Origin of the sequence: Pseudomonas sp. MF6767, assembly GCF_016405475.1 — a bacterium.
Taxonomy (GTDB): Bacteria; Pseudomonadota; Gammaproteobacteria; order Pseudomonadales; family Pseudomonadaceae; genus Aquipseudomonas; species Aquipseudomonas paracarnis.
Window position 1 is genome coordinate 64,635 of record NZ_JAEKCY010000003.1, and the last position, 24,481, is coordinate 89,115.

Sequence of the window (24,481 nt, forward strand, 5' to 3'; positions counted from 1 at the left end):
ATGACCGAAATCATACGCAAACCCCGGCTTTTCTCACTCCGTGGGTATTGGCCCGGTTGCGAACGCCCGGCCAATGATGCGTTAAAAGCTCTTGTAGTCAGATCAGGGTGGTTTGATGTGCGGGGACTTGTACCCGTGCAGAAAATCGCCGGATACGCGGTGTATAGCCGCTACGCGGGGCGGTGCAGTGGCCCCGCTATTCTGGTGACGCTTCGCTTTAAAATCACAAGCTTTTTTAAAGTCCAGAAAAAGGGCCTAAGCACAACAGACCATATATGGAAAGAAAACGGAAAATTGACAATAAAAAAGCCCTTCCGGGCTGGTTTATATTCTCATCATATCGACTAGGCTTTTATAGTGTTTGTTCGTGTCGTTAAACGTCACCATTACATCAACGCCATCAATTGTGTAAACAGGGTTTAATAATGATGGTCTTGTGGCTTTTATCTCTTCGCTTTCTGTCTCTTGATAATCGAATGGCTTCAACGTTTTAATCAACGTTAAATTGCCCAAATTACATTTTAACGTTTTTACTACCTTGCGATCCTTAACGATCCTGATCGTTATTCTGTATTCATATTTCAATTCTTTAAAAAAGAAAAAATCTCGCGGCGTCATAGCTTCATGAAAAGCTTCCCTATGAACAGGATCAATGTCTACATTGTTGATTGCTACTAATTCATTCTCATAAATCAATTTCGCATAATTTTCACAAGTTGAAATCCTAGAAATCGCCTTGTATTTTTTTGCTTTGCATATTTGTATTACTGAATAGTCATAGTCAAATTGAGCGTCCAGATCGAACAAGTGAATTTTTTTCTGCGTAGCGTCTTCGTATTCTTCTGATTTGAAATACACTTCAAAAATACTATTCGCGACAATAACAGCCGATGGTTGTTTGGTTACTAGTAAAAATCTTGATGGGTTTATTTCGTTATTAATGAAGTGCTTGTCGCCGCCACCGGGCACGAATGTTCCACATGAGTAATACGCTTGCTCTGCTAATTCGACAAGATTAAATTTATTTTTGATGTTTTTCATAAATCTCCTTTTCTGTGTTGTTACTTAAATGAAAACACATAAATAGAAGAAGTCAACAGAAAGGGCCTAAATAGTTTAATGGGTATGGCGTATTATCCAACTCTATTTTTAAATAATGTTCGACCTTAAATATATTTTCAATCTGCTATTGACACGTATTTTATGGCTTACACAAGCCATAAAACGACCATCGCAAAAATGGTAAAACTCAATAATTTACAAGATTTTCTAAAATAAAATTGACGATATTTTATTGAAAAATTATTTGTCAAAAGAAAGGGCCTAAACCCAACAGGCACAAAAAAGCCCCAATCAAGGGGCTTTAAATCTTCATGAAAAATATCAGTCAGCGACAGGAACGCCGTTCAATTTTTTGATCAAGGCGTCGAAGTCGGCCACCTTGTTTTTCTTGATCAGGTCATTCAAATAATCAGCGTATGTCGTGAAGCCTAGGGCTTCAATGGTCTTGCCAACGGCACCGGCTTTCTTGCTTTGTAAGATCGTCTCTACGCCATCGATCTTAACTTTAAACTTCGGGGCTTTCGCCTTTGTGGTCTTCACGCTCACGCTTTTAGGTGTTTTAGCGGGGATATGAGAACCGTGAAGGGAATGCACCACACCAACAAAAGCGGGCACCGTATAGCCGTATTTATTGCGAAGGGCTTCAAGCTCTTCGACAAATTTCATGACCTTTGCTTCTTCTTCGTTTGATTGAAGACTTTTGATTTGCTCTTCAAGGTGTTTTTGCTGTGCCAGTAGATCAAGCAATTTAGACATTTGAGACGATCCATGTGGTGGTTTTTCAGGATCATAAATATCTTGATGAAAATTGTCAAAAACAGATGCTTGGGTTAACGCATTTTATTTTTTAAGCTCTTAACGATTTAGGTTTTAAGATTTTAGATCCACCAGATGAGCTTTTGACCTTCTGCCTTCATATTCTATATATACATTTACGTAGTAAATATCTTTTACCCTCTCGCAACGTTCAAAAAAACCCGCAAAAATCACAGAAATCGCAAATGGCCGGTTATAGTTAACTGTAATGCAAACATCGAAAACAACGTTTGTGGTTATAGTTAACTGTAAGATCGAAAATCAATTGTGTCCGTTTTTTCATTAAGCAAAGGATAAAAACGATAGCATTAAAATATGGTTTTACATTTGTGTAATTATTTTGCCGTTAGCTATTGAAAAAGGTAAAAATTATGGTTTGATATATATATGAATTAAGGATTTTATAACTATGGAATACATCATTACAGAGAAAAAAAGGAAGATAGCCACACTAGAAACTTACATTTCAGTGCCTAAATTATTTTTAGCACTTCCGTTCTTTACGCCAAAAAACTCAGCTTCAACAGAAAGCCACATTGAAGTTAAAGAGTTTGGAGAACTACGAAAAATAAAATTAAAGTCAGTTAATTTGTCTGTGATAAGAGATTTTGAAGTCTTTCTTTTCATCATGAAAAAAGCATATTTAAAAAAATCGAATACATTTGAATTTGATAATGCCGAAATATTCAAGCTTTTGAATATCAATCCGAACCATCGTGATAGTTTTGTAAAAGACGTTTACACGAACCTAATTGAAGAAAAGTTAAGCTCGATTGATGTTTCTTATAGCAAGAAAGAAGATGGAATAAACAACAGATACGGGTTCAAATTCATCGAGTTTCGTAAAGTCAATAAGAAGACAACAACGATAAGATTAAGCAAAGAATTTATTGAGTTTTTTAACGAGCTTGAATATCTGTATGACATTCCCAAAGACATATTGAAGCTATTAAAGAACGAATACCAAAGAATTTTATATATTATGTATATTTGCAATAGAAAGAACGCAACCAATCATTTTGAAGTTTCTGATTTAAGAAAGCGTTTTAATGTCTCAACGAAAACCCTAGATAAAACATTCGTGATGCATATTCGTAAAGCGAATGATGCGTTGCTAGCCTTAGAGCTAATAACAAAATACGAAGAAGTGAAAGAGCTTGGGAAGAAATCGGGGAAAACCTTAACGTTTAAAGTTGATTACACATACAAGACGCTATACACGGATTTAGGCAAAAAAAAGGCCGTTGCTGCTAAGAATTTAGATGCTTTCAAAAAGCCAATAAAGGTCAAAAAATCTAAGATTGGAGAAGAAATTGAAGAACCAAAATTAACAGATGATGGAGACGAAGAATGGGTATGAAAAAAGAAGACCAAAAGCCGCAATCGCCCGGCTTTATAGTAGAAGCTTTGATAATGAGAATTGAGGCACTTTTACACTTGATAAAAAGCGACGTGATAAGAGCGGCTATCTCATCAAAATTGGGCGAAATAAAGGACATTAAAGCTCTGTATCAATTGTTATCGCTAGCACAAACATCTATTGAAAATAGTGAACTGATCGAAAATAAGATCAAGGGGGGTCTAGTTTTCAATCCGTTTACTGGTGAGTTAATAAGTGAGCTTGATTACCACTACGCCATGGAAGATATGATCGAAATGATGAAAGGAGTTGTTAACAATCCAGCACCAAAAATGAACCCAAAACCGCCAACGGTTTAACATCGATCAGAGGGCAAATGAATGTAAGAAATATAATCACTTTTTTAACGCTGCTTTTCCTTCCTGCCGTTGCGTTCGCATTCGGCAATGACGCCGCTGTTAAGGCTCAGGCTGAATTAATCTCTGCTATACAAAAATTGATCTACATAGTCTCATTTTTAATCGGTCTAATCCTGCTGGTTTCGGGTGGATACAAGATTAAAGCCATGTCAGACAATAACGAAAAAACCAAAATTTTCAGTGCTCCTATTATGGCGATTTTAGTAGGGGTCATCATGATGAATAGCTCCAACTCTTTGAGTGTCTTTGGTGCAACTTTATTCAGTGCTGAAAAGTTTTGCTTAGTTGTTGACGATGGCAGGATAAATGATAGCTGCATGAGCACTGAATTATCTGGCCTCACTGGTGAATTAAAAAGCCGTATAGAGAAGCTTTCAAGCGGTAACACCGCTGAAATATTCATGGATAAAATACAAATTATCATTGGAATTTTTCAAATTATAGGGCTGATTTATTTTTTAGTGGGAGCATACGGATTGGTGCAAGTAGCTAACGGTTCATCAAAAGAAAGCGGCTACGGCAAACCCATTATAACCATGTTTGCATCTGCGTTGATTGTCGATATACCGCACACCGCACAAATGGCAATCAACACGCTCGAAAGCATAGGAATTAACTTTTAAACAACCATGGGAGAAATTATGAAAAAAATGATGTTGCTTTTACCGCTTTTATTCTCAGTTAATGCTTTTGGTGCTAGTTACTTATGTGACAATGGTTGCACATACGAGCAAATTGTAGCGAACAATAAAGCAAACTATAAAACACATGAGCAGTTAATACGTGAAGCGGATGAAGAACAAAGGGAGATGGATAGAAAATTCACGCAGGAACATCAGGAAGCCCAAGCAAGAGCGGATGCAGCCCCAAAATATGTACATACACCGAAAGGGCCTGTCATAACCTGCGTGCAAGAAGTTTACGAAAAAGCTACGGGGATCTTGGGCGATGATGCGACAAAACACATCGACGTTTCTATTATTTCACCCGGTAAATGTAGTTTTGAAGTAAAAGAATTCGGAGACTTTGGGCGAGGTTGCGACAATCTAGCCGCTCTTTCTAGCATTGCAAAAATGGGATTTTATCAAGAAGAACAATGCAGATATGAAGTCGAAAGCTGGAAAGTATATTTACAGTATAAAGACGTAATTTATACACCAGAATGGACCAATGAACTAAATCGTGAATATTACGAAAAGTTAAACCCAATACAAGAAAAGCATTTTGAAAACGTTTTTAAATTGCAAGATCAAGAAAGAGCATTAAATAAATCGAGCAAATAAACAAGCCCCAAAAAAGGGCTTCTTGTTCGTATTTGATTTGTTAATATTATTATATATAATAATATTAACAACATCTTTTTTAACATGAAAAAATCTACAATTCTTTTTTATTCTCACTTTGCAATCATCATCGTTAGCGGATATTTAATTTCTGTTTCATATTTAATGCCCGAAGCTATACCGCCACGCGATTTGTTTTTTTTATTTGCAATACAGGGCTTCGCTATTTTCTTACTTTTCAAAATGCACATCATGGCAAAAAAAGAGAAAGAACAAACAAACAACAATAATGATGAGGTATCACAATGATCAAGATTTCACTATTAACAATCGCATTATTCGCTTCAATGTCAGCCAATGCAGCTTATAAAATTTACATACCAATAGAAGCAAAGCTAGGCGGGTCATTGCCTGATAATACTTTGGCGTGGGTTGGTGTCCCTGATGGTGGTGTTGTGGGTGGTGGTAATGGTTCAAATCCAACGACACCAGAAGAGCCAGCCAAACCGGAAGAACCGACAAGAGAAAGCATGTGTGCCAGTGCAAAGCAAGACGTTATCAGTATCGCAGCATCACAAAATTTAGACGTAACCGTAAAATACATTTCGCCGCTTATAAATGACAAATGTGTTTTGATGGTTATGTCAATTGGGAAATTTACAAACAAAGCGGCATTGATAAATTTTGGTAATTCAGTGGCAAGATTGAATATTTCAAATTATTCAATTGGTGTCGAAAGGTACAGCAGCTCGATAGTTGATATGTTTATAAGCTCTTTAACGACTGACGTAAGCACACAAGCTGATAAAATTTGGTCACGATACCAAACAGATAAAAAATAAAAAGAAAACGCCATTAAGGCGTTTTTTTAATGTGGGCTAGGTTTTTGAAGTCGGCTTCTTTTATTTTGATGATGCTCACTTTCAGCATTTTGTTTTTTACTTTCTGCTTGTGCTGCAAGCACTCGCATTTCTGAAAGCATTTCACTTTGAAGGCCGACGGTGTCTTTCGAAGTTAACACATCAACAGCAGCTTTTACTAAACCATCAAGCAAACCGACCGCTGCATCCATCGTTGTTGATGCGACTTCTTTCGCACTCCCTTTGGCACTAGAAACAGCATCATTTTTTGATGTGAAATCTGTTGATGAGCCTGTGATATTGTTTTCTTGTTCTGGCTTCTTAAAAGCCGGATTTTCAATCTTCAATTTTTCAAGCTGTGCTTTATCTGTCAAAGTAGGTTCAAAACCTTTGAGCGAGTAACCTTTTTGGTCAAGACCCATCATGTGGAATTCTAGCCATGCGTTACGCTTAAAATCGTCATTGCCATTGAGGTGTAAGGTTTGTGGGTTGCCGCTCTCTGTGAGCTTCTGCAAGCCTGCTTTGATCGCCATCGGGCTGTTAGTGTTGAAGTCAGCACGGCCCGCCACTGGATCATATTCAAACGCTTTCTTATTCGTCCCTTTGTAAAAAAAATCATGACCATCAGGCGTATCGAAGCGAGTATCTACAACGCGATTAGATTTCTTGATCCTTTTTTCCGTGATGCTTAATTGCTCATCATGAAAATCGCCGCCAATGCTTCCATAATCACGCACAGGAGCCGTTTTTACTCCAAGACGTGCAAGCGTGTCGGAGAACTGGGGATCGTCGCCAAAACGGGCTTTAAGAGCTTTGTAGGACGCTCCTACCTCAGAGGCTTTGAAGGTCACGCCGTCTTTCTCCAGGGAATAGGCATTGTTCCCGTTGGTGATCAACGTGAAGCCATCATTGTCTAGAAATTCGAGGAACTCGCCAGCGGTCATAGCTTTGTCAGTCGAAGCATTTACAGCTTCTTTAAATTTCTTCTTCTCTGATTTGATACCGCGATTTTCAAGCCTGTATTCGTTCGACGGCTTGGGGCTGGTAGGCATTCCGGGATTTAAAGACTTTCTGTTTTCAACGACTTTTAAACCATATTCTTCTTCAATTTCCTGACAGGCTTTTTCAAAAAAAGAAAAATCATTATGCTGAGTGTAAAGGTTTCCTTTGTTGTCTCTTTTGTTCCAAACAAGATGAACGTGAATTTCGTCGGTGTCAGTATGAACAGCCCAACGGTGTTTTCGATTATCCAAATCAAGCACATTACGCCAAACGGTTAAAGCCAAATCACGGGCCATTTCAGGCGAAACTTTGTCATCAGTATGAAAACTGATGATCTCATGTACTGCTTCTATTTCCTGAGTTCGGCCATTTTTAGATTGATACTTGTTGTTAACCTGCCTGAATTTCTTCGCCCCGAATTCCGCATATTCTTCCATGCTGGTGTTGTCAAATTTTGCTTCACTACCGCCAACCAACTCAGCTTTTTCTAAAATGTAATTCATTGTGCGAGTGGTCGCCGCATTATCAGGGAGTTTGCTTTTTACGTCCCTGATCATTTTGAACCTCTTTTTTTGATTACTGCTTTTTTCGTTTTAGTTGCAACGAAGTCATAGAGCTTTTCAAAGCGGTCAGATACTTGTTCAAGTGTTTTACTGTCTTGCTCTGTGAACCTGCCGCCAGCGTTCACCTTCCTCGCCATCTGGTTAACATTGTTCCCAATGCTTTCGAGCATTTTTTCGATTTTTGAAAAAGAAGCGAGAAGATCATCGTTGGTGATTTCGACTGTTTGAGCAAAGCCATCGTTAACAATCTTTTTGATTATTGCTGTTTTAGTCATTGAAAGACTAGAAGCGAGGGTGTTGAATTTTTCCATGTCTTCTTTTGAAATTCTTATTGATACTTTGTCTTGTGCCATGTTTCTCCTGATCGAAATTTAATTTGGTGAACAAAGGCCGGGGCCTATTGTTCGTGGTGCTGCTGTTTTAATCTTCGAGGTCGTCCCATCTTCTTTGTATCTCGTCAGTCTCTCTGCAATTTCTGCAAAGAGAATGGCCGTTCCAAGTGTCCTCATCGCAACGAACACAATTTCCTACATCATCACCTTTATATTCGTAGCTGCTTTCATTGTCGTCATCATTCATAATATTCCTCATGGTTAGTCTTTTGATTTTTCTGTAATGTCGAAGCATTACAGGGGGCTTGCTTTTGCTTCTAAATTTCAAACGAAGTGCGTAAATTTCAAGTAGGAAACGGAATAAAAAAGCACGAAGTGTTTTTTATGACCGACAATTTAACGAAGTTAAATGTCGGACGTTTCCATTGCTTGCCTGTTCTTTAATAGACTTCTATAAATGTTGTATCATATATTTTAATGTTTTCAATAGTGTCCGACAAATCTGTATGACAAAAAAGTGTCCGACAAATTTTAAAGGTGTCCGACATAATACGTTTGATGATCAGACCTTTTATGTACTCTTTTACCGTTTGATTTTTAGACTTCATAAAAAAAGGCCATCAAATAAATGACAGCCTCTTTAATACGTTTGATGGTTAGATTTTTTACTGAGTGAATACATTGCCTAAATTATCAAAGCCATAAATTCCAAGCGGGGCCGATTTGTTATCATTCTGGGTGCTTAATTGACCTATTCGCTCATTATTAACGTAAGCGGTTGAATTTAGGGTGTCACTGATATATTCGAAGCTAAAACGTATGTTATTGGAAGTTAGGAAGTTGATGATGTTCAACCGACCTTCTTCTGTTTTCAAAAAGTCGATTGTCTTATCCAGATTAGTGAATTCAAGTTCCTGAACTTTTCTTTTGTTTTTTGAGATGGCAAGTTTTTCAATTTCTTCTTTGATTTCGTTTAATTCTACTTCTTCTTTTGAAAGGCGATTTAAAATTGCACTAGGAATGATGCCGCTTTTAATGGTTCCGACGGATTTGTTTAGGTTTTCAACACTGATTTCAAGATCGCTTTGACGATCTCGTAATTTTTTGAGTTTTTGCCGTGTTTTGGTGTCTTCAATTTTATTTGATTTTGACAGTTCAACAAATTTTTTGGCTAGCTTGAAGGCTCCCGAAGAACCATCACTAATCATGGATAAAGACTTGTTCACTTCTTCGATTTCTCTCAATATTTCTTCGTCGAGGTTGGCGTATTGAGTTACGTCGATAGGTTCAAGTAATACGGATTTTTTGTTCAATCTGTCGAATTCTTGCATGGTGTCAAGAAACAATTTAACAGCTAGGTCATATCGAAAGCGGTTTTTGCAATTTCCATTTTCGATATTTTGTTGACATGTCATGTAAAAATAACGACTTCCTTTGCTGTTGTAGTTGTTCATAAAGACAAGAGATTTTCCGCAACGCTCACAAAAGCAAGAATGACGAAAGATGTTTGCATTATTTTGTGTAACTCTTCCTTGGTGTTTTTTAACCTTTCGATTGGTCATTGCTTCTTTTGCTTCAAGAAATAATGAAGCAGAAACAATTTTTGGATAATAGTTTTCGATGTGTTTATCTAAAACCATTTTCCCGTCGATTTTCGTTTGAGACATAAAATAGCCCAAGACGTATTTTGTATCGAATATGTCTTTAACTCGGGCCTGTGTCCAGTTGATAGCCGCAAAGGCATTGGCTTTCTTAATCGTAGATGTAACGCCTTCGCGTTTTAGATTTTCTAGAATAAATTCGATTTCTTCTTGTGCTTTCTTATCAATTACAAGGGTGTTCGTCTTTTCATCAAAAATGACGCCGTAAGGCAAACGGTTTTTATTGAATACAATTCCTGTTTCTTCTGCTTCTGTTTTCGCTTTTTTCCAAGCGGATTTTCTACGGTGACTTTTAGTCAAGCTTTCTTCGTGAGCACGGGAAGAAATAACCGTAAGCATAATATCTTGCTTCATTATGTCGGCTTGATCTTCATGTAACTTATAAATGTAACCATCCATTGTAGTTACAAGGATCACGCCTTTTTTCAAAATCCCATAAACAAGGTCTTTTGCTTGCAAAAGCCTTTGGCGACTTAATCGATCAATACTCTCAACGAAGACGAAATCACCGGGGGCAATGCTCAAATTTTCGATTTGATCAATGAGGTCTTTTAGTTTGCCGGTCTTTGAGTTTTCACCCGTATAGGCAGAAACGCCGTTTTCATAGAAGAAATTTTCTTCGGGAACCTCGACCCCGTGACGGGCTGCAATGGCTCGTATGCTCGCTTTTTGACGGGTTACGCTGTCCTTGTCGTCTGCACCTTGGCGACGGGTCGAATAGCGAATGTAGGCGTATCCAGTAGGCATAGATCATCCTCAGCAATGGTGGAAGTCTACCCGGTGGCATGTGTGAGTAATAGCCACTAGGTCAAGACCAACCACATGCCGGTGCGCTTTCTGATCTACGTGGCAATCACCGCGCTCACGCGTTTGCTGATCTCCAACGTGTCCCACCACAACCCGCCGGACCTGGGCATCATCTACCTGTGCGGCGGCATTTTGCTGTTGGCGTTTGCGATCCTGGTGGTGCGCTATGCGTCGTCGGCCTTCCCTTCGGTGAAGGTCGAAAGCCCGCGTCGCAAGGGCGAAGCGAGCCTTGAGACCGAGAAAGGCGAGCTTTAAAGCCCGACGCTGAAGGGCAGGGTACGGGCGGGCGGTCGCTGCAGGAGTTTGTGGCTGTCGCCGTCCGTCATCAGCTCCAGGATTTCCACGGCGCTGTGGCCCTGTTCGATGGCGATGCCGAACTGGATGCTTTGCACCAGGCGCCTGAGGCGTTGCGGGTCGTTGCGTTGTTCGGCGCTGATCATGCGCTTGGCCACTACGCCAGTCTCGTCAGAGAGGGTGAGCATGATGCTGCCGTCCAGCCGTTGGATGCTCAGGTTGACGCGGTATTGGGGGCTGAACGTGTCGGTGATGATCTGAAAAGGATTGTCCATGGTGCGTTACCGCCTGATAAGAACATGCAGTCATTGACGGCCGGTGTCGGGATTAGTTCGCATCGCCTGACCACTGGCCAAATTCCGTTTTCCTCGAAAGTTCTACAGCAAGGGCCGTGCCGTACAGTGATTTACCCGTCACAGAAATCCAATTGTGGGAGCGGGCTTGCCCGCGATTGCGGTGTATCAGCCAACAAGTACTTGGCTGAAGGACCGCAATCGCGAGCAAGCCCGCTCCCACATTTTTTTTGCTGTTTTTGGAGATCAGTGAGCCAATTCAGGGCATCACGGAAAAAACGATCGCAGACAGCGCAATCAGCCCGATCACCACCACAAATACATTCGATACCTGACCTGAATACTGGCGCAAAGATGGCACGCGGCGGATGGCGTACATCGGCATCAGGAACAGCAGGCACGCGATGATCGGTCCGCCCATGGTTTCGATCATGCCCAGGATGCTCGGGTTGAAGGTGGCCACGGCCCAGCAGGTCAGCACCATGAACAACGCGGTGCAGCGTTCCAGCCATTTGGACGACATCGAACGGTTGCGCCCACGCAGGGATTTGACGATCAGCCCCTGGAAGCCTTCGCTGGCACCAATGTAGTGACCCAGGAAGGACTTGGTAATCGCCACCAGCGCGATCAACGGTGCGGCGTAGGCAATCACCGGCGTCTGGAAGTGGTTGGCCAGGTACGACAGGATCGAGATGTTCTGCGCCTTGGCAGCGGCCAGGTCAGCCGGTGACAGCGCCAGCACGCAGCTAAAGCAGAAGAACATCACGGTCAGCACCATCATGCCGTGGGCGGTGGCCAGGATGCCGCTGCTTTTGCGCTCGGCCTGGGCGCCGTAGACGCGCTTCTGGTCCACGGCAAAGGCGGAGATGATCGGCGAATGGTTGAACGAGAACACCATCACCGGGATCGCCAGCCACAGCGTTTTGAAGAACAGCGGCAGCGGCATGCCTTCGCTGGCCGAGGCGAAGAACGCGCCGTTCCAGTTGGGAATCAGGCTGAATGCCAGCAGCAGCAAGGCGGCAACGAAGGGGTACACCAGCACGCTCATGGCCTTGACGATCACGCCCTGGCCACAGCGCACAATGGCCATCAGGCCGAGGATCAGCACCAGCGACAGAATCGCCCGTGGCGGCGGCGCCATGTGCAATTGGTGCTCCATGAAACTGCCCAGGGTGTTGGTCAGCGCCACGCTGTACACCAGCAGGATCGGGAAGATCGCAAAGAAATACAGCAGGGTGATCAGCTTGCCGGCGCCGACACCAAAGTGTTCCTCGACCACTTCGGTGATGTCGCCGGATTTGCCCGACAGCACAAAGCGCGTCAGCCCACGGTGGGCGAAGAAGGTCATCGGAAAGGCCAGCAGCGCCAGCACGATCAGCGGCCAGAAACCACCGACGCCGGCATTGATCGGCAGGAACAGGGTGCCCGCGCCGATGGCGGTGCCGTAGAGGCCGAGCATCCAGGTGGTGTCGTGTTTGGTCCAACCGGTGGTTACTGTGTTTTCTCTGACATCGGGATTTTCGGCAGCAGGTGTACGTACATCAGTCATCGGTATTGCCTCGTTATTATTTTTGCGCGGGCTCACGTTGGGGCGGGTAGCAGTGCTCCGATCAGCACTCCACCCAGCTGACCGCCAGGCCGCCCCGTGAAGTTTCTTTGTATTTGTCATGCATATCGGCGCCGGTATCGCGCATGGTGCGGATCACCCGGTCGAGTGAGATGAAGTGTTTGCCGTCGCCGCGCAGGGCCATCTGCGTGGCGTTGATCGCCTTGACCGCCGCAATGGCATTGCGCTCGATGCACGGCACCTGCACCAGGCCACCGACCGGGTCGCAGGTCAGGCCGAGGTTGTGTTCCAGGCCGATTTCGGCAGCGTTTTCCAGTTGCTCCGGGGTGGCACCGAGGATATCGGCCAGGCCTGCGGCGGCCATGGCACAGGCCGAGCCCACTTCGCCCTGGCAGCCGACTTCGGCGCCTGAGATGGAGGCGTTTTTCTTGCAGAGGATACCGACGGCAGCGGCGGCCAGGAAGAAATTGACCACGTCGTCGTCAGACGCGTCGGCGTTGAATTTCATGTAGTAATGCAGCACTGCCGGGATAATCCCGGCCGCGCCATTGGTCGGGGCGGTGACCATGCGCCCGCCAGCGGCGTTTTCTTCGTTGACGGCGAGGGCGAACAGGTTGACCCATTCCATCGCCGACAAGGTCGAGGTGATCACGTTGGGCTTACCGATTTCCAACAGGTTGCGATGCAACTTCGCGGCGCGACGGGGCACATCCAGGCCACCGGGCAGGATGCCTTCATCGCGCAGGCCCTGTTCCACGCACTCGCGCATCACCGACCAGATATGCAGCAGGCCGCTGCGGATATCTTCATCGCTGCGCCACGCCCGTTCGTTGGCCATCATCAGCTCGGATACCCGCAGGCCGTGCTTGTTGCACAAGGCCAGCAGTTCTACGGCGCTGGAAAAGTCGTAGGGCAATTGCACGTCGCTGGTCGGCGCAATGCCTGATGCAGCTTCGGCGGCTTCGATGATGAAACCACCGCCCACCGAGTAATAGGTTTGTTCGCTCAGCAGGCCGCTGTCGCCATAGGCGTGCAAGGACATGGCGTTGGGGTGGTACGGCAGGCTTTCGTCCAGCAGCAGCAAGTCGGTGTGCCAGTTGAAAGCAATTGCCTGAGAGCCCGCCAGCAGCAATTGGCCGGACTCGCGCAGTTGCTGGATACGCGCATTGATCGAGGTGGGGTCGACGCGATCTGGCCATTCACCCATCAAGCCCATGACACAGGCGCGGTCGGTGGCATGGCCGACACCGGTAGCGGACAGCGAGCCATACAGGCGCACTTCGACGCGACGGGTTTGGCTGAGCAAATGCAGGTCGGTCAGGGCTTGGGCGAATGTCGCGGCAGCGCGCATCGGGCCAACGGTGTGGGAGCTGGAAGGGCCGATGCCCACCTTGAATAGATCGAAAACACTGATAGCCATGCTAAAGCCTTACAAGCAATGGAGTAGAAATCGCTGCCATGTTTTGTAGAGCAGGCGGAATTGGCGCGATACTGAGCCTCTGGATCGGTACTGACCAACGAATTATCCTAAGACACCCTTTAGCAGGACTAAACGCTATGACTCGCCCCCTCCATGGCCAGACCTATGTCTGGCTGCATGTGTTTTCCTGCGCTGCGCGGCATCTATCGTTCACCCGCTGCGCCGAGGAACTGCACATCACGCCGGGAGCGGTGAGCCAACAAATTCGCCAGCTAGAAGAGCGCCTGGGCTTTCGACTGTTTCATCGGCGTGCGCGAGGCGTTGAACTCAGCGCCGAGGGGCAGCGCCTGGCGGCCGTGGTGGGTGAGGCTTATGGCAGCATTGATGCCGAACTGCAGCGCCTGGACGCCGGGATGATCAGCGGCACCTTGCGCCTGCGTTCTATCCCCTCATTTCTGGGCAAGTGGCTGACCCCGCGTCTGCCACGTTTTCAGCAGCGCTTTCCGGACATTCAACTGCGCATGGTCGCCGAAGACAGCAGCATCGCCCTGCATGAAGGCGACTTCGACCTGGCCATCGACCTCAACGACGGCAGCTACCCTGGATTGTTATCCACAGCCCTGTTGGACGAACAGATATTCCCGGTGTGCGCCCCCAGCCTGTTGCGTGGCCGCCCACCCTTGCATGGCCCGGCGGATCTGGCCCATTTCCCGCTGCTGCACGACATCACGGCCTGGCGTGGGAGTTATGAATATGCCGAATGGGAGTTTTACCTCAATGCCATCGGCTACCACGGTGCCGACGTACGGCGCGGGCACACCTTCAACCGCAATCATCTGACTATCGAAGCCGCCATCGCCGGCATGGGCGTGGCGATTGCGCGGCGCACCTTGCTGAACGATGAGCTGGAGCGCGGCACCTTGATCGTGCCGTTCGGCCTGGCCGTGCCCAACCATAAACGCTACGTGCTGCTGTATGCGCCGGGCGCGTTGAACCATCCGGGCGTGCGTGCGGTGCATGACTGGCTGGTGGAGGAAGCGGGGATTTTTCGCAGCTTGCACCCGTTGGGAGAGGGGCAATTGTGAGGAAAACAGAACGTAAGAAGTTGTAACTAACTCCCCACCCTACCAGCGTTTTTGCTCGTCGTCAGGGTTAATTTGTAATGTAGGATTTATCTTTGCAAAGGGGTTGAAATGTTTCAGCAGGTGCTCAATTGTGTAATCAAGAGGTCATGGTTTCACCACCCCGGTGTTGCAGTTTGTGACCTCTGGCGAGCTAGCTGAAATAAGGGAAGAACTATGCAAATCCAAGTCAATAGCGATAACCATATTGAAAGCAGCATCCGACTGGAGGAGTGGGTACGTACTACCATTGAGAGCACGCTCGAACGCTACGAAGAAGACCTGACCCGTGTAGAGGTCTACCTGCGAGACGAGAACGGCGACAAGCCCGGCCCTCACGATTTGAGTTGCCGCCTGGAAGCACGGCCAAAGGGCCATCAACCAGTTTCCGTGTGCCATAAAGCCGATACGCTGGAGCAAGCGATCGATGGCGCCGCAGTCAAGCTCGACCACGCACTGGAACATCTGTTTGGCAAACTGCAAGGCAAGCCGCGCGCTGCCGGTAAAAACCAGCCAATCAACAAAGTGAACGAAGACGCTTTGGAAGAGGAATTCCTGGAAAACGAAAACGCTGCCATTAACGGCTGATTTTTTCCATTCCCCCAATGAAAACGGGCCTGCACATGCAGGCCCGTTTTTCGTTCAGCGCTCGCGCCGGAAGAAATGCCGGCTCAGCAGCGACAGCCCGCAGGCGCCCAACCCCGCAAACAGCATGGCCCAGCCGGCGCCGCTGCGCAGTGCTGTTTGCGCATCCAGAATGGTCAGCCCCGGCGCATCCAACTTGCCGGCGGCAATATGCTGGCTGAGGCTTGCCCATTCCATTGCCGTGCTGTCAGGCAGCACATTGGCCAGGTTGTGGCTGATCCCTAACAACAACACAAGGCCCATCAGCGCGATATTGAGCGCCAGGGTGATCAGCCGTGCGCTGAAGTCGATGCCCGAGGCCATGCCTGCGCGGTCATTCGAGACGGAGCCGGTGGTGGTGTTGGTGGTCGGCGAATTGGTCAACGCCAGTCCGATACCGGCGATCACGCAACTGAGCAGCACCAGCGCCACGCTGGGTTGTTCGGCGTAATTAACGGCGGCCATTCCCATGAACCCTGCGCCCATTACCCCCAGGCCCAGGGGAATGATGCGTTCGGCGCCAAAGCGTAGGGCCAGGCGTTCGGCCAGCGGCGGTACCAGCAAAGTCGGCAAGGTGTAGGCGAGCAAGGCGGCGCCTGTGGTCAGCGTGTCGTAACCCAGGCCCGCCTGGAAGTACAACGGCAGGTAAATCATGAACGGCCAGAAGCTGAAGTTCATGCCGATCGAGCCCATCAACGCGCCATTGAAACGTTGGATGCGGAACACCGAGAAGTCGAACATCGGATGGGCGCTGCGCCGCTCAATCAAGATAAACAGCAGCAGCCCGAAGACCGACAGGCCAGCCCAGCCGAGCATCGCCGGGGCGCAAAAGCCGGTTTCGCTGCCCTGGGTGATGAAATAAACCAGTGCAAACACCGTGAGTGTCATGGTCAGCATGCCGGCGATGTCGAGGCGATGGTTGGCCGGGTCGCGGGACTCCTGCACGCTGATATGCAACAACGCCAAGGTGAACAGGGTCAGCGGTACATGCACCAGGAACACCCAGCGCCAGTCCGCCACGGCCAGGATCATGGCTCCCACCATCGGTCCGAAACCCAGGCCCACGCCAGCGATGACGCCCCATATCGCAAAGGCCCGCGCACGCGCCGCCGGTTCGCGGAACTGATGGGACAAGATCGCAAATTGGCAAATCATCATGGCCCCGGCGCCAATGCCCTGGACGAAACGCGCCGCGATCAGTGTCGGCGCATCGTTGGCCAAGCCACAGGCCAGCGAGGCCAGGGCGAACAGCCACAGACACACCACCAGCACACGCCGACGACCGAAGCGATCCGCCAAGGTCCCCGCCGCCATCAGCACGCTGGTGCAGGCCAGCGTGTAGGCATTCATGATCCATTGGGCGTCTTGAAAGCCCGTGCCCAGTTCCTGTTCCAGCGTCGGCAGGATGACCGGCACGCTGGAGATTTCCAGGCCGAACATCAGGGCCACCAGGCAGACGGCGGTGAGGGCCAGGCCGTTCCTGGCGGTGCGCGGGGGAGTGAGGGCCGAGAGTGCGGCGGCGCGGGGCATACGACATTCCTTTCGAAAGCGGGAGGGGCTATTCTCTCGGGAATCAGGTTCTTTATTGGTGATAATTTTTCCGTGAACAAGGGAATATAGGGCGACAATTAAGCATGGCTACCCCACGTTTTGATGGTGTCGAACTCTTTCTGCAGATTGTTGAAAGCGGCAACCTCACCGAAGCCGCCGAACGCCTGAACCTCACGCGTTCTGCGGTGGGCAAGGGCCTGGCGCGCCTGGAAGCACGCCTGGGCACTTGCCTGTTACAGCGTTCCACCCGGCGCCAGCGGTTGACCGAGGACGGGCAGGCGTACTACGAGCATTGCCTGCGCGCATTGGCAGAGCTGGAGGCCGCCGAGTCCGTGCTGGAAAGCGGCCGCCAGCAACCTCGCGGGCGTTTGCGAGTGAGTGTGCCCCTGGCGTTTGGTCATCACTATGCCGCGCCGGCGTTATGGGCCTTGCTGGATCGTTATCCGGAACTGGAAATCGACCTTTGTTTTTCCGACCGCATGATCGACTTGGTGCAGGAGGGCTTCGATATGGCCGTGCGCATCGGCCCGTTGCCCGACACCGACCGCCTGAGCGCACGGCGCCTGGGTCAGCAGGTCATGGGGCTGGCAGCGTCGCCGGCGTATTTGCAGCGCAAGGGTGCTATTGGCAGTATCGAAGACCTGGCCGCTCATCGTGGCATTGCCTACCGCAGCAACACCGCGCAGCGCTCGCGCCTGGCTTCGCCCTTGATCGTGGACGACCTCCAGGCGGTAGCCGATGCCGCCATCGCGGGCGTAGGCCTGGCCTGGTTGCCGAGTTGGTTGATTGCCCACTATGCGCTGCGCGGGCAGTTGCAGGCCGTGCTGCCCAGCTACCGTGAGCAACCTGCGCCGATCCATGTGATCTGGCCGACGGCGGCGCATATGCCAGCCAAGACGCGGTGTGCCATTGACGCGTTGGTGGCGGCCACCCCGAGTTGCCTGGCGGGCAGTTAGATCCTGAACATACTGAAAACCATCTGTAGGAGCGAGCTTGCTCGCGAAAAACGTCAACGATAACGCGTGTTTGCTGAATGAACGCGGCGCCTGTGAGTTTTTCGCGAGCAAGCTCGCTCCTACAAAATACAGTTAGAACGCGATAGAGGTTTGTACATACACCGTACGCGGCTCACCCACGTACTTGCCCTTGTTGTTGTCATCGAACGAGCGGGTGTAGTACTGCTTGTTGAAGATGTTCTTCACCCCCACCGCCACATTCAAGTCCGACAACTGCGGGCCGAAATCGTAGGCTGCGCGGCTGCTGAACAGCATGTAGCCGGGGATGCGCCCATTGGCACCGTCGGCGCTTTCGGCCTGGGTGTTGGCGTTGTCGGCGAACTGGCTGCTCTGGTAACTGCTGTCCACATTCAGCTTCCAAGGGCCTTCGGTGTAACCCACGCCGAGGGTGCCTTTGTGCTTGGAGGAGAAGGGCACGCGGTTGCCTTTGTTGGGGCCGTCTTCGCGGATGGTCGCATCCACATAGGCGTAGGTGGCGTACACATCGAAGCCGGCCAGTGCGGGGCTCAGGCCGTCGAGGGCGTAGTTGATGCTCGACTCGATGCCTTGGTGGCGAGTTTCACCGCGGGCGATCACGGTGTCGTTGGTCTGGTTGCTGTCGTACTGGTTGTCGAAGTTGATCAGGAATGCGCCGATTTCTGCGCGCAAGCTGCCGTTGTCGTAGCGCGTGCCGAGTTCCCAGGTGCGGGCTTTTTCCGGTTTCACTTCGCCACTGTTCACACGGTTGGGCATCTGGCTGTACTGCACGCTGCCGAACGAGCCTTCGGTGTTGGCGTAGAGGTTCCAGTCGTCGGTGAGGTGATAGAGCACGTTCAGCGCTGGCAGTGCGGTGTTGTAGTCGCCCTTGTATTTGACGTTGCTCAGGTTGTTAGTCTGCTGGGACTCGATCATCTCGTAGCGAATGCCTGGGGTGATGGTCCACTTGCCGATGTCGATGCGGTCGTCGATGAAGAACGCATTGGCTTCGGTGCCGCCGCGCGTGTCGCGGTCGTTGCGGCTGTTGGTGGTGGGGATTTGCTGGTTGACGGCAATCGGCGTGCGGTAGCGCAGCTCGTGGCCGGCTTCATTGATGTAGCGGTAGCCAACACCCACTTCGTGGCTGGTGGGGCCGAGGTCGAAGCCCTGGGCGAAGCGCGTTTCCAGGCCACGTACCCAATATTCCCGTGGCGACAGCGACAGGAAGCTGCCTTGGTCCAGGTAGCCGCTGCGCAGGGTCTTGGTGAAGAAACTGTTGACCGTGAATTCGCGGCGGTCCTGCTCGTAGCGATAGCCCACATTGAACATCGTGCGGCGGCCCCAGAACTTGTCATACGGGCGGGTGGACTGGTACGGATCAGCCTTGTAGTCCTTGACGTTCAAACCGCCCGGCATGTCGGCTTGGCCTTCGTAGTACTGCGCCATGGCGTTGAAGCTATTGGCGTCGTCCAACTGGTATTTGCCCTTGAGGATCAGGTCGTCGATGCGCGTGTTGCTGTTTTCGCGCCAGTCGCCGCCGCGGGTGCCGGAGTACAGCAGCGCGCCACCCAACCCATTGTCGGCGGTGCCGCCAGCCAGCAAGTTGCCGGTGGTCTTGAAGCCGTCGTGGCTGGAGGAGGGGCTGGTCTCGGTCTGCAAACCACCCTTGACCGTCGGCGCATCCGGGATGGCACGGGTGACGAAGTTGACGATGCCACCGACGTTTTGCGGGCCATAGCGCACCGCACCGCCGCCACGTACTACATCCACCGCGTCCATATTGCCCATGCTGATCGGCGCGAAGGAGAGTTGCGGCTGGCCGTAAGGCGCGAAGGGCACCGGGATGCCATCCATCAGCACGGTGGAGCGCGACGCCAGGCGCGGGTTGAGCCCGCGAATGCCGAAGTTCAGCGCCATGTCGTGGCTACCGGTGCCGTTGTTGTCCGGGGCGTTGACGCCAGGGATGCGGTTGAGCACATCGCGGGCCTGGGTGGCGCCCTGGCGTTCGAATTCTTCGCGGCGGATCACATCTCGGGCGCCGGGGTGTTCGAACACGTTGGTTTGCGCCGCGTCACCGAGCCAGTCGCCGACCACGTTGGAGGTCTGCAACTCCAGGGTGGCGGGGGCGCCGGCTGGTTGCAGGCTGTAGGCGTTATCACCCTCGGCGCGGGCTTGCAGGCCGGTGCCTTCCAGTAGTTTTTGCAAGCCACCGGCAGCGCTGTAATTGCCCGACAGCCCTGGGCTTTGCATACCGACTGTCACTGCGGAGCCGAAGGACACCAGTACGCCGGCTTCACGACCGAATTGATTCAGGGCCGCTTCCAGGGTGGTCGGTGCAATGTGGTACGCCTTGGCGTCGGCTGCCATCACCGCCGGCAGTGCGGTCAGGCTGAGGCTTGCGCCGAGCAGGAGTTGGCGCAGTGTACGGGCGAGAAGCGTCGGGTGCTGGGGCATGAAGGGCGGTCCTGAGAAGGAAGGATCAAGGTGGCTTTCCTTCTCTGTCACGCCAGGTGCGGAAAACGGCTCACAGCTGCAAAAAATATTTCGAGCTCACCGCCCACTGTAGGAGCGAGCTTGCTCGCGAAGGTCGTCAACGATCACGCGGGTTGTCTGGTTTAACGCGGTGGGTTGAGGTTTTTCGCGAGCAAGCTCGCTCCTACAAAAAGCGCTATGCATCACGCACGTGCCTGCACGGTCACCCAATAACGGGTAAAGCGCCGCACTTTCACCGGCAGGCTGATCTCCAGCAGGTCGAGGATGCGTTCGCTGTCATCCAGTGGGTAACTGCCGGACAGCAGCAGGTTGGCGACTTGTGGATCGCAATGGAGCTGGCCGCGACGGTAGCGTCCCAATTCATTGAGGAAGTCTTCCAGGCGCATGTGTGCGGCCACCAGCATGCCGTCGGCCCAGGCGCCGCTGTTGGCGTCGGTGGGGCGCGGGGTGTCCCAGCCTTTGCGGGTGAAATTGACTTGGTGCGCGGCGTCGACACTAAGCGGCAGGCCGTTGTAGCGGTTGGGCATCACCTCGACCTGACCGGCCAGTACCGCCAGTTGGGTGTGGTCGTTGAACTGGCGCACAGTCAAGCGCGCCGCCGGGCTGCTGAGCAGGCCCTGGCCGGTCAGCACGTGCAACGGCGCCTGGCCTGCACGGGCGGTGAGCAGGATTTCACCTTCAAGCAGGCGCACCAGGCGCTGTTGGCCGTCGAAATGCACATCCACCGCGCTGCCGGTGTTGAGCTGCAACTGGCTGCCGTCGGCCAGTTGTACTGTGCGGCGCTGGCCCACCGGGCTGCGATAGTCAGCCGTCAACGGCGGCAAGATATGTTGCTGGCGCAGGCTCCAGGCGGCGGCCGAACCGGCACCCAGAATCAACAGCAATTTAAGCGCCTGACGCCGGCTGGTGGAGGTGGGCGCGTTCAACGCCGCGTGGGCCAGGGGCGAGGGCACGCCGCGCAGGCGTTGGTTGACGCGCTGGATCTGCTCCCACGCGCGTTGGTGTTCGCTGTGGGCATTCAACCATTGCTGCCAGGCCGCCTGCTGGCGTGGGTTGAGCGCGCCTTGCTGCATTTCCAGCAACCAGTGCACGGCTTGTTCGGCGACTTGGCTGGAGACATTCATAGGGCGAAGTAGCAGCGCATGGCCGCTTTGGTCAGGTGGCGTTTGACCGTGGCGATGGAGATGCCCAGTTGCGCGCCGATTTGCGCGTAGGTCAGGCCGTCGAGTTGGGCCAGCAGGAAGGCGCGTTTGACCTGCTTGGGCAAGCCGTCGAGCAGTTGGTCCAGTTCCAGCAGGGTCTGCAGGATGATTGCGCGGTCTTCTTCCGACGGCGCCACGTGTTCGGGCATCTGCGCCAAGGCCTCGAGGTAGGCGCGCTCCAGGTCCTGGCGGCGGTAGAAGTTGAACAGCACACGCTTGGCCACGGTGGTGAGGAAGGCGCGCGGCTCGATCAGCGTTGGCGCTTCCCGGGCACTGAGCACGCGGATAAAGGTGTCCTGAGCCAGGTCGGCGGCGTTTTCCGGGCAGCCGAGCTTGCGTCGCAACCAGCCGGTGAGCCAGTGGTGATGGTCGTTGTACAACACTTCGACGGGGTTGGACGGCTGCAACGCGATCACTCCGCAAGCATTCGACATGCTTTAGAGAACAAGAATTGTTCGCATTGTAGGGTGCATGACAGGGTTCGGCAATCGGCCAGGGCAGGTGATTCATCCGTTCTCTTTTGCTTATGAGAATATTTATCATTAATATTGCGCGCTGATGAACCAGGCGCCTGCCGCATGAAAAGCAAAACCTCATTGCCCGTGTCCTACCGCCTCGCCGTCACCTCGCGCGTGCTGGCGGCGGTGATTGGCGGTTACCTGATGGCTTCCCTGGCCGCCATTTGCCTGGCGCTCTGGCTGCCCACCTCCCGTGCCGATGCGGTGGTCACCGGCATGATGAGTTCCTTTGTGTTCTACCTGCTGGCGGTGCTCTGGTGTTTTGCCTGCCGCACGGCATGGCGCGCCTGGGCAGGGGTGATGGTGCCGAGCGCACTCTTGGCCACCCTGGCCGGCATTGGTTTCTGGATGGCTCGCACATGAAAGAGGGCTTTCGCCAGGCCATGGCATGGCTGCACACCTGGGCCGGCTTGATCTTCGGCTGGCTGCTGTTCGCGATTTTCCTGACCGGCACCCTGGCCTATTTCAAAGATGAAATAACCCACTGGATGCAGCCCGAAGTGCAGGCCCATCCCCTGGACGATGAGCGCAGCCTCGCCGTCGCGCAAAACTATCTGCAACAGCAGGCGCCTACCGCCGCACGCTGGTTCATTACCTTGCCGAACCGCCGCGACCCCGGCTTGTCGGTGATGTGGCAAGACAAGGTCGAGCCCGGCAAGCGCGGCACTTTCATCCAGAAAGTCCTCGACCCCGTCACCGGCCAACCGGTGCAGGCCCGGGAAAGCAAGGGCGGTGAGTTCTTCTATCGCTTCCACTTCCAACTGCAAATGCCTTACCCGTGGGGCCGCTGGCTGTCGACCATCGCTGCCATGGTGATGTTCGTCGCGCTGATCACGGGCATCATCACCCACAAGAAAATCTTCAAGGACTTCTTCACCTTCCGCCCGCGCAAAGGCCAGCGCTCCTGGCTGGACGGGCATAACGCGGTGGGTGTGCTGGTGCTGCCGTTTCACCTGATGATCACCTACAGCAGCCTGGTGATTTTCATGAGCATGGTCATGCCCGCGCCCATCGTGGCGTCCTACGGTGACGACAGCCGGGCGTTTTTCAGTGAGCTGTTCCCCGCTACTGACAATGCGCCGGCCCTCGGCCAGCCGGGCAAACTGCTGCCGTTGATGCCGATGTACCAGCAGGCGCGGGAGCAGTGGGCAGGTGGTCATGTAGGGCGTGTGGCGGTCAACAACCCTGGCGATGTCAACGCCTCGGTCAATGTGTTCCGCGCCGGCTCCGACAGCGTAGTGCATGCGTCGGGCAGTACGTTGTCGTTTAGCGGCACCACTGGCGAGCTGTTGCGGGCCAGTGCCGAGCCATCGTTGCCAGCGGTCGTTGGTGGCAGTTTCTACGGTTTGCACATGGGCCATTTCGCCGGCCCGGTGCTGCGCTGGCTGTACTTTATCTGCGGCCTGGCGGGCACGGCGATGATCGGCACAGGCTTGGTGATCTGGCTGGGCAAACGTCAGCTCAAACACGCCAAGGCCTCGGTGATGCCCTTTGAACTGCGTTTGGTGGAGGTGCTGAATATCGCCAGCATGTCCGGATTGATGATCGCCATTGCAGCGTTTTTCTGGGCCAACCGCCTGCTGCCGGTGAGCTTCACTGAGCGTTCGGACTGGGAAGTGCAGGCGTTCTTTATCGCCTGGGGCCTGAGCCTGTTGCACGCCTTGCTGCGGCCCGGTCGCCAGGGCTGGGTCGAGCAACTGAGCCTCGGCGCGCTATTGTTTGCCGCCATTCCATTGCTTAACGCCATCACCACCTCGCACCACTTGGGCGTCTCCGTGCCAAGTGGCGACTGGGCCATGGCCGGCTTCGACCTCACCTGCCTGGCGAGTGGCGTGTTCCTCGCCTGGGCAGCCTGGACGATGCACCACCGCAGCGCGCCGCTACCCAAGGCCGAGCGTGCCCGCGGGTTAACACTCAAGCAGCAGGCCAACTGATGCTTCTGGCGCTTTTGATGTGCTACGCCGGGTTCATGGCACTGTGCTTGTCCACCGACCGTCACCACGGCGAACTGCTGCACAGCAAACCCACGCCCATTCGGCGCTTGGGGTTGCGGGTGGGCGGTTGGTTGCTGCTGGGCGTGTCGATCTGGCCGTCGGTGCTGGGCGCCGGTTGGAGTCAGGGCCTGGTGGAGTGGTGCGCGGTGTTGATGCTCAGCGCCTTGCTACTGGTGTTGCTGTTGCCGTATCGGCCGAGGCTGGCCTTGATCCTCGCGGGGCTCGCTCTTCTGGCCAGCCCTGTTGCGGCGTTCGCCCTCTCTTGAGC

At 51.7% G+C, this 24,481-nt stretch carries 24 protein-coding genes and 1 pseudogene; 13 read left to right on the forward strand and 12 right to left on the reverse strand.

What is annotated here, in order from left to right; all coding sequences use genetic code 11:
* Nucleotides 1-348, forward strand: a complete 348-nt coding sequence (locus JFT58_RS06405; protein WP_198834323.1) for a hypothetical protein — start codon at nucleotides 1-3, stop codon at nucleotides 346-348.
* Here JFT58_RS06405 and JFT58_RS06410 read toward each other — a convergent pair.
* A complete protein-coding gene (locus JFT58_RS06410; RefSeq protein ID WP_198834324.1) occupies nucleotides 325-1,041 on the reverse strand; it encodes a hypothetical protein in 717 nt (238 codons plus the stop codon). The two genes, JFT58_RS06405 and JFT58_RS06410, sit on opposite strands and share 24 nt — an antisense overlap.
* 342 nt (nucleotides 1,042-1,383) lie before the next feature.
* A complete protein-coding gene (locus JFT58_RS06415; RefSeq protein ID WP_017848685.1) occupies nucleotides 1,384-1,818 on the reverse strand; it encodes a hypothetical protein in 435 nt (144 codons plus the stop codon).
* A gap of 469 nt (nucleotides 1,819-2,287) precedes the next feature.
* Here JFT58_RS06415 and JFT58_RS06420 point away from each other — a divergent pair, with 469 nt between their 5' ends.
* From JFT58_RS06420 to JFT58_RS06440, 5 genes are all read left to right on the forward strand, one after another.
* A complete protein-coding gene (locus tag JFT58_RS06420; RefSeq protein WP_198834325.1) occupies nucleotides 2,288-3,238 on the forward strand; it encodes a hypothetical protein in 951 nt (316 codons plus the stop codon).
* Nucleotides 3,229-3,597 (forward strand): hypothetical protein, encoded by a 369-nt coding sequence (locus JFT58_RS06425; RefSeq protein ID WP_198834326.1) that lies wholly within the window; start codon nucleotides 3,229-3,231, stop codon nucleotides 3,595-3,597. Before JFT58_RS06420 ends, JFT58_RS06425 begins: the two co-directional genes overlap by 10 nt.
* A 17-nt stretch (nucleotides 3,598-3,614) precedes the next feature.
* Nucleotides 3,615-4,280, forward strand: coding sequence for a hypothetical protein (locus JFT58_RS06430; RefSeq protein ID WP_198834327.1), 666 nt, complete (start codon nucleotides 3,615-3,617; stop codon nucleotides 4,278-4,280).
* Between the two features lie 18 nt (nucleotides 4,281-4,298).
* The gene (locus JFT58_RS06435) at nucleotides 4,299-4,940 is read left to right on the forward strand and encodes a hypothetical protein (RefSeq protein WP_198834328.1); all 642 of its coding nucleotides are present in this window, start codon (nucleotides 4,299-4,301) and stop codon (nucleotides 4,938-4,940) included.
* Between the two features lie 305 nt (nucleotides 4,941-5,245).
* Nucleotides 5,246-5,782, forward strand: coding sequence for a hypothetical protein (locus tag JFT58_RS06440; protein ID WP_198834329.1), 537 nt, complete (start codon nucleotides 5,246-5,248; stop codon nucleotides 5,780-5,782).
* 26 nt (nucleotides 5,783-5,808) lie between these two features.
* Here the strand turns inward: JFT58_RS06440 and JFT58_RS06445 are convergent, their stop codons facing one another.
* From JFT58_RS06445 to JFT58_RS06455, 3 genes are all read right to left on the reverse strand, one after another.
* A complete protein-coding gene (locus tag JFT58_RS06445; RefSeq protein ID WP_198834330.1) occupies nucleotides 5,809-7,359 on the reverse strand; it encodes a relaxase/mobilization nuclease domain-containing protein in 1,551 nt (516 codons plus the stop codon).
* On the reverse strand, nucleotides 7,356-7,718 hold the full coding sequence (mobC, locus tag JFT58_RS06450; RefSeq protein WP_198834331.1) for a plasmid mobilization relaxosome protein MobC: 363 nt from the start codon (nucleotides 7,716-7,718) through the stop codon (nucleotides 7,356-7,358). Before mobC ends, JFT58_RS06445 begins: the two co-directional genes overlap by 4 nt.
* 644 nt (nucleotides 7,719-8,362) lie before the next feature.
* Nucleotides 8,363-10,105 (reverse strand): recombinase family protein, encoded by a 1,743-nt coding sequence (locus JFT58_RS06455; protein WP_198834332.1) that lies wholly within the window; start codon nucleotides 10,103-10,105, stop codon nucleotides 8,363-8,365.
* Nucleotides 10,106-10,168: 63 nt separating this feature from the next.
* Here JFT58_RS06455 and JFT58_RS06460 point away from each other — a divergent pair.
* Nucleotides 10,169-10,420: pseudogene (locus JFT58_RS06460) on the forward strand (phosphate-starvation-inducible PsiE family protein); the annotation flags it as partial.
* On the opposite strand, the gene JFT58_RS06465 reads toward JFT58_RS06460, so the two are convergent.
* The 3 genes from JFT58_RS06465 to JFT58_RS06475 all read right to left on the reverse strand — a co-directional run bounded on the left by JFT58_RS06465 (nucleotide 10,417) and on the right by JFT58_RS06475 (nucleotide 13,739).
* Entirely contained in the window at nucleotides 10,417-10,734 is a 318-nt protein-coding gene (locus JFT58_RS06465; RefSeq protein WP_034128674.1) for a DUF3509 domain-containing protein, read from the reverse strand. The pseudogene JFT58_RS06460 and the gene JFT58_RS06465 overlap by 4 nt on opposite strands.
* 277 nt (nucleotides 10,735-11,011) lie before the next feature.
* On the reverse strand, nucleotides 11,012-12,301 hold the full coding sequence (locus JFT58_RS06470) for a serine/threonine transporter (RefSeq protein ID WP_047712654.1): 1,290 nt from the start codon (nucleotides 12,299-12,301) through the stop codon (nucleotides 11,012-11,014).
* A 61-nt stretch (nucleotides 12,302-12,362) separates the two neighbouring features.
* Nucleotides 12,363-13,739: an L-serine ammonia-lyase gene (locus tag JFT58_RS06475; RefSeq protein ID WP_054897739.1), complete on the reverse strand. Its 1,377-nt coding sequence runs from the start codon at nucleotides 13,737-13,739 to the stop codon at nucleotides 12,363-12,365.
* Between the two features lie 137 nt (nucleotides 13,740-13,876).
* Here JFT58_RS06475 and JFT58_RS06480 point away from each other — a divergent pair, with 137 nt between their 5' ends.
* On the forward strand, nucleotides 13,877-14,824 hold the full coding sequence (locus JFT58_RS06480) for a LysR substrate-binding domain-containing protein (RefSeq protein ID WP_054897740.1): 948 nt from the start codon (nucleotides 13,877-13,879) through the stop codon (nucleotides 14,822-14,824).
* A gap of 213 nt (nucleotides 14,825-15,037) precedes the next feature.
* Nucleotides 15,038-15,448, forward strand: a complete 411-nt coding sequence (locus JFT58_RS06485; RefSeq protein ID WP_003188815.1) for an HPF/RaiA family ribosome-associated protein — start codon at nucleotides 15,038-15,040, stop codon at nucleotides 15,446-15,448.
* Between the two features lie 54 nt (nucleotides 15,449-15,502).
* On the opposite strand, the gene JFT58_RS06490 is transcribed toward JFT58_RS06485, so the two are convergent.
* Nucleotides 15,503-17,014: an MFS transporter gene (locus JFT58_RS06490; protein WP_198834333.1), complete on the reverse strand. Its 1,512-nt coding sequence runs from the start codon at nucleotides 17,012-17,014 to the stop codon at nucleotides 15,503-15,505.
* A gap of 104 nt (nucleotides 17,015-17,118) precedes the next feature.
* Here JFT58_RS06490 and JFT58_RS06495 point away from each other — a divergent pair, with 104 nt between their 5' ends.
* Nucleotides 17,119-17,991 (forward strand): LysR family transcriptional regulator, encoded by an 873-nt coding sequence (locus JFT58_RS06495; RefSeq protein ID WP_054897742.1) that lies wholly within the window; start codon nucleotides 17,119-17,121, stop codon nucleotides 17,989-17,991.
* A 132-nt stretch (nucleotides 17,992-18,123) separates the two neighbouring features.
* Here the strand turns inward: JFT58_RS06495 and fecA are convergent, their stop codons facing one another.
* From fecA to JFT58_RS06510, 3 genes are all read right to left on the reverse strand, one after another.
* Nucleotides 18,124-20,460, reverse strand: coding sequence for a TonB-dependent Fe(3+) dicitrate receptor FecA (fecA, locus tag JFT58_RS06500; RefSeq protein ID WP_054897743.1), 2,337 nt, complete (start codon nucleotides 20,458-20,460; stop codon nucleotides 18,124-18,126).
* Between the two features lie 221 nt (nucleotides 20,461-20,681).
* Nucleotides 20,682-21,623 (reverse strand): FecR domain-containing protein, encoded by a 942-nt coding sequence (locus JFT58_RS06505; protein ID WP_054897744.1) that lies wholly within the window; start codon nucleotides 21,621-21,623, stop codon nucleotides 20,682-20,684.
* Nucleotides 21,620-22,108, reverse strand: a complete 489-nt coding sequence (locus JFT58_RS06510; RefSeq protein ID WP_014717061.1) for a sigma-70 family RNA polymerase sigma factor — start codon at nucleotides 22,106-22,108, stop codon at nucleotides 21,620-21,622. The genes JFT58_RS06505 and JFT58_RS06510 overlap by 4 nt, the downstream gene beginning before the upstream one ends.
* A 171-nt stretch (nucleotides 22,109-22,279) precedes the next feature.
* Here JFT58_RS06510 and JFT58_RS06515 point away from each other — a divergent pair, with 171 nt between their 5' ends.
* From JFT58_RS06515 to JFT58_RS06525, 3 genes are read left to right on the forward strand one after another with little or no spacing between them, the layout of a single operon-like run.
* Nucleotides 22,280-22,582 (forward strand): DUF3649 domain-containing protein, encoded by a 303-nt coding sequence (locus tag JFT58_RS06515; RefSeq protein ID WP_014717062.1) that lies wholly within the window; start codon nucleotides 22,280-22,282, stop codon nucleotides 22,580-22,582.
* Nucleotides 22,579-24,153, forward strand: coding sequence for a PepSY-associated TM helix domain-containing protein (locus tag JFT58_RS06520; protein ID WP_054897745.1), 1,575 nt, complete (start codon nucleotides 22,579-22,581; stop codon nucleotides 24,151-24,153). The genes JFT58_RS06515 and JFT58_RS06520 overlap by 4 nt, the downstream gene beginning before the upstream one ends.
* Nucleotides 24,153-24,479, forward strand: a complete 327-nt coding sequence (locus JFT58_RS06525) for a DUF3325 domain-containing protein (RefSeq protein WP_034128665.1) — start codon at nucleotides 24,153-24,155, stop codon at nucleotides 24,477-24,479. The genes JFT58_RS06520 and JFT58_RS06525 overlap by 1 nt, the downstream gene beginning before the upstream one ends.
* Nucleotides 24,480-24,481: the final 2 nt, after the last annotated feature.

Excerpts from the sequence above, each read along its gene's own strand:
- JFT58_RS06405 (WP_198834323.1), top strand. The coding sequence starts at position 1 with ATGACCGAAATCATACGCAAACCCCGGCTTTTCTCACTCCGTGGGTAT.
- JFT58_RS06410 (WP_198834324.1), bottom strand. The coding sequence starts at position 1,041 with ATGAAAAACATCAAAAATAAATTTAATCTTGTCGAATTAGCAGAGCAA.
- JFT58_RS06415 (WP_017848685.1), bottom strand. The coding sequence starts at position 1,818 with ATGTCTAAATTGCTTGATCTACTGGCACAGCAAAAACACCTTGAAGAG.
- JFT58_RS06420 (WP_198834325.1), top strand. The coding sequence starts at position 2,288 with ATGGAATACATCATTACAGAGAAAAAAAGGAAGATAGCCACACTAGAA.
- JFT58_RS06425 (WP_198834326.1), top strand. The coding sequence starts at position 3,229 with ATGGGTATGAAAAAAGAAGACCAAAAGCCGCAATCGCCCGGCTTTATA.
- JFT58_RS06430 (WP_198834327.1), top strand. The coding sequence starts at position 3,615 with ATGAATGTAAGAAATATAATCACTTTTTTAACGCTGCTTTTCCTTCCT.
- JFT58_RS06435 (WP_198834328.1), top strand. The coding sequence starts at position 4,299 with ATGAAAAAAATGATGTTGCTTTTACCGCTTTTATTCTCAGTTAATGCT.
- JFT58_RS06440 (WP_198834329.1), top strand. The coding sequence starts at position 5,246 with ATGATCAAGATTTCACTATTAACAATCGCATTATTCGCTTCAATGTCA.
- JFT58_RS06445 (WP_198834330.1), bottom strand. The coding sequence starts at position 7,359 with ATGATCAGGGACGTAAAAAGCAAACTCCCTGATAATGCGGCGACCACT.
- mobC (WP_198834331.1), bottom strand. The coding sequence starts at position 7,718 with ATGGCACAAGACAAAGTATCAATAAGAATTTCAAAAGAAGACATGGAA.
- JFT58_RS06455 (WP_198834332.1), bottom strand. The coding sequence starts at position 10,105 with ATGCCTACTGGATACGCCTACATTCGCTATTCGACCCGTCGCCAAGGT.
- JFT58_RS06465 (WP_034128674.1), bottom strand. The coding sequence starts at position 10,734 with ATGGACAATCCTTTTCAGATCATCACCGACACGTTCAGCCCCCAATAC.
- JFT58_RS06470 (WP_047712654.1), bottom strand. The coding sequence starts at position 12,301 with ATGACTGATGTACGTACACCTGCTGCCGAAAATCCCGATGTCAGAGAA.
- JFT58_RS06475 (WP_054897739.1), bottom strand. The coding sequence starts at position 13,739 with ATGGCTATCAGTGTTTTCGATCTATTCAAGGTGGGCATCGGCCCTTCC.
- JFT58_RS06480 (WP_054897740.1), top strand. The coding sequence starts at position 13,877 with ATGACTCGCCCCCTCCATGGCCAGACCTATGTCTGGCTGCATGTGTTT.
- JFT58_RS06485 (WP_003188815.1), top strand. The coding sequence starts at position 15,038 with ATGCAAATCCAAGTCAATAGCGATAACCATATTGAAAGCAGCATCCGA.
- JFT58_RS06490 (WP_198834333.1), bottom strand. The coding sequence starts at position 17,014 with ATGCCCCGCGCCGCCGCACTCTCGGCCCTCACTCCCCCGCGCACCGCC.
- JFT58_RS06495 (WP_054897742.1), top strand. The coding sequence starts at position 17,119 with ATGGCTACCCCACGTTTTGATGGTGTCGAACTCTTTCTGCAGATTGTT.
- fecA (WP_054897743.1), bottom strand. The coding sequence starts at position 20,460 with ATGCCCCAGCACCCGACGCTTCTCGCCCGTACACTGCGCCAACTCCTG.
- JFT58_RS06505 (WP_054897744.1), bottom strand. The coding sequence starts at position 21,623 with ATGAATGTCTCCAGCCAAGTCGCCGAACAAGCCGTGCACTGGTTGCTG.
- JFT58_RS06515 (WP_014717062.1), top strand. The coding sequence starts at position 22,280 with ATGAAAAGCAAAACCTCATTGCCCGTGTCCTACCGCCTCGCCGTCACC.
- JFT58_RS06520 (WP_054897745.1), top strand. The coding sequence starts at position 22,579 with ATGAAAGAGGGCTTTCGCCAGGCCATGGCATGGCTGCACACCTGGGCC.
- JFT58_RS06525 (WP_034128665.1), top strand. The coding sequence starts at position 24,153 with ATGCTTCTGGCGCTTTTGATGTGCTACGCCGGGTTCATGGCACTGTGC.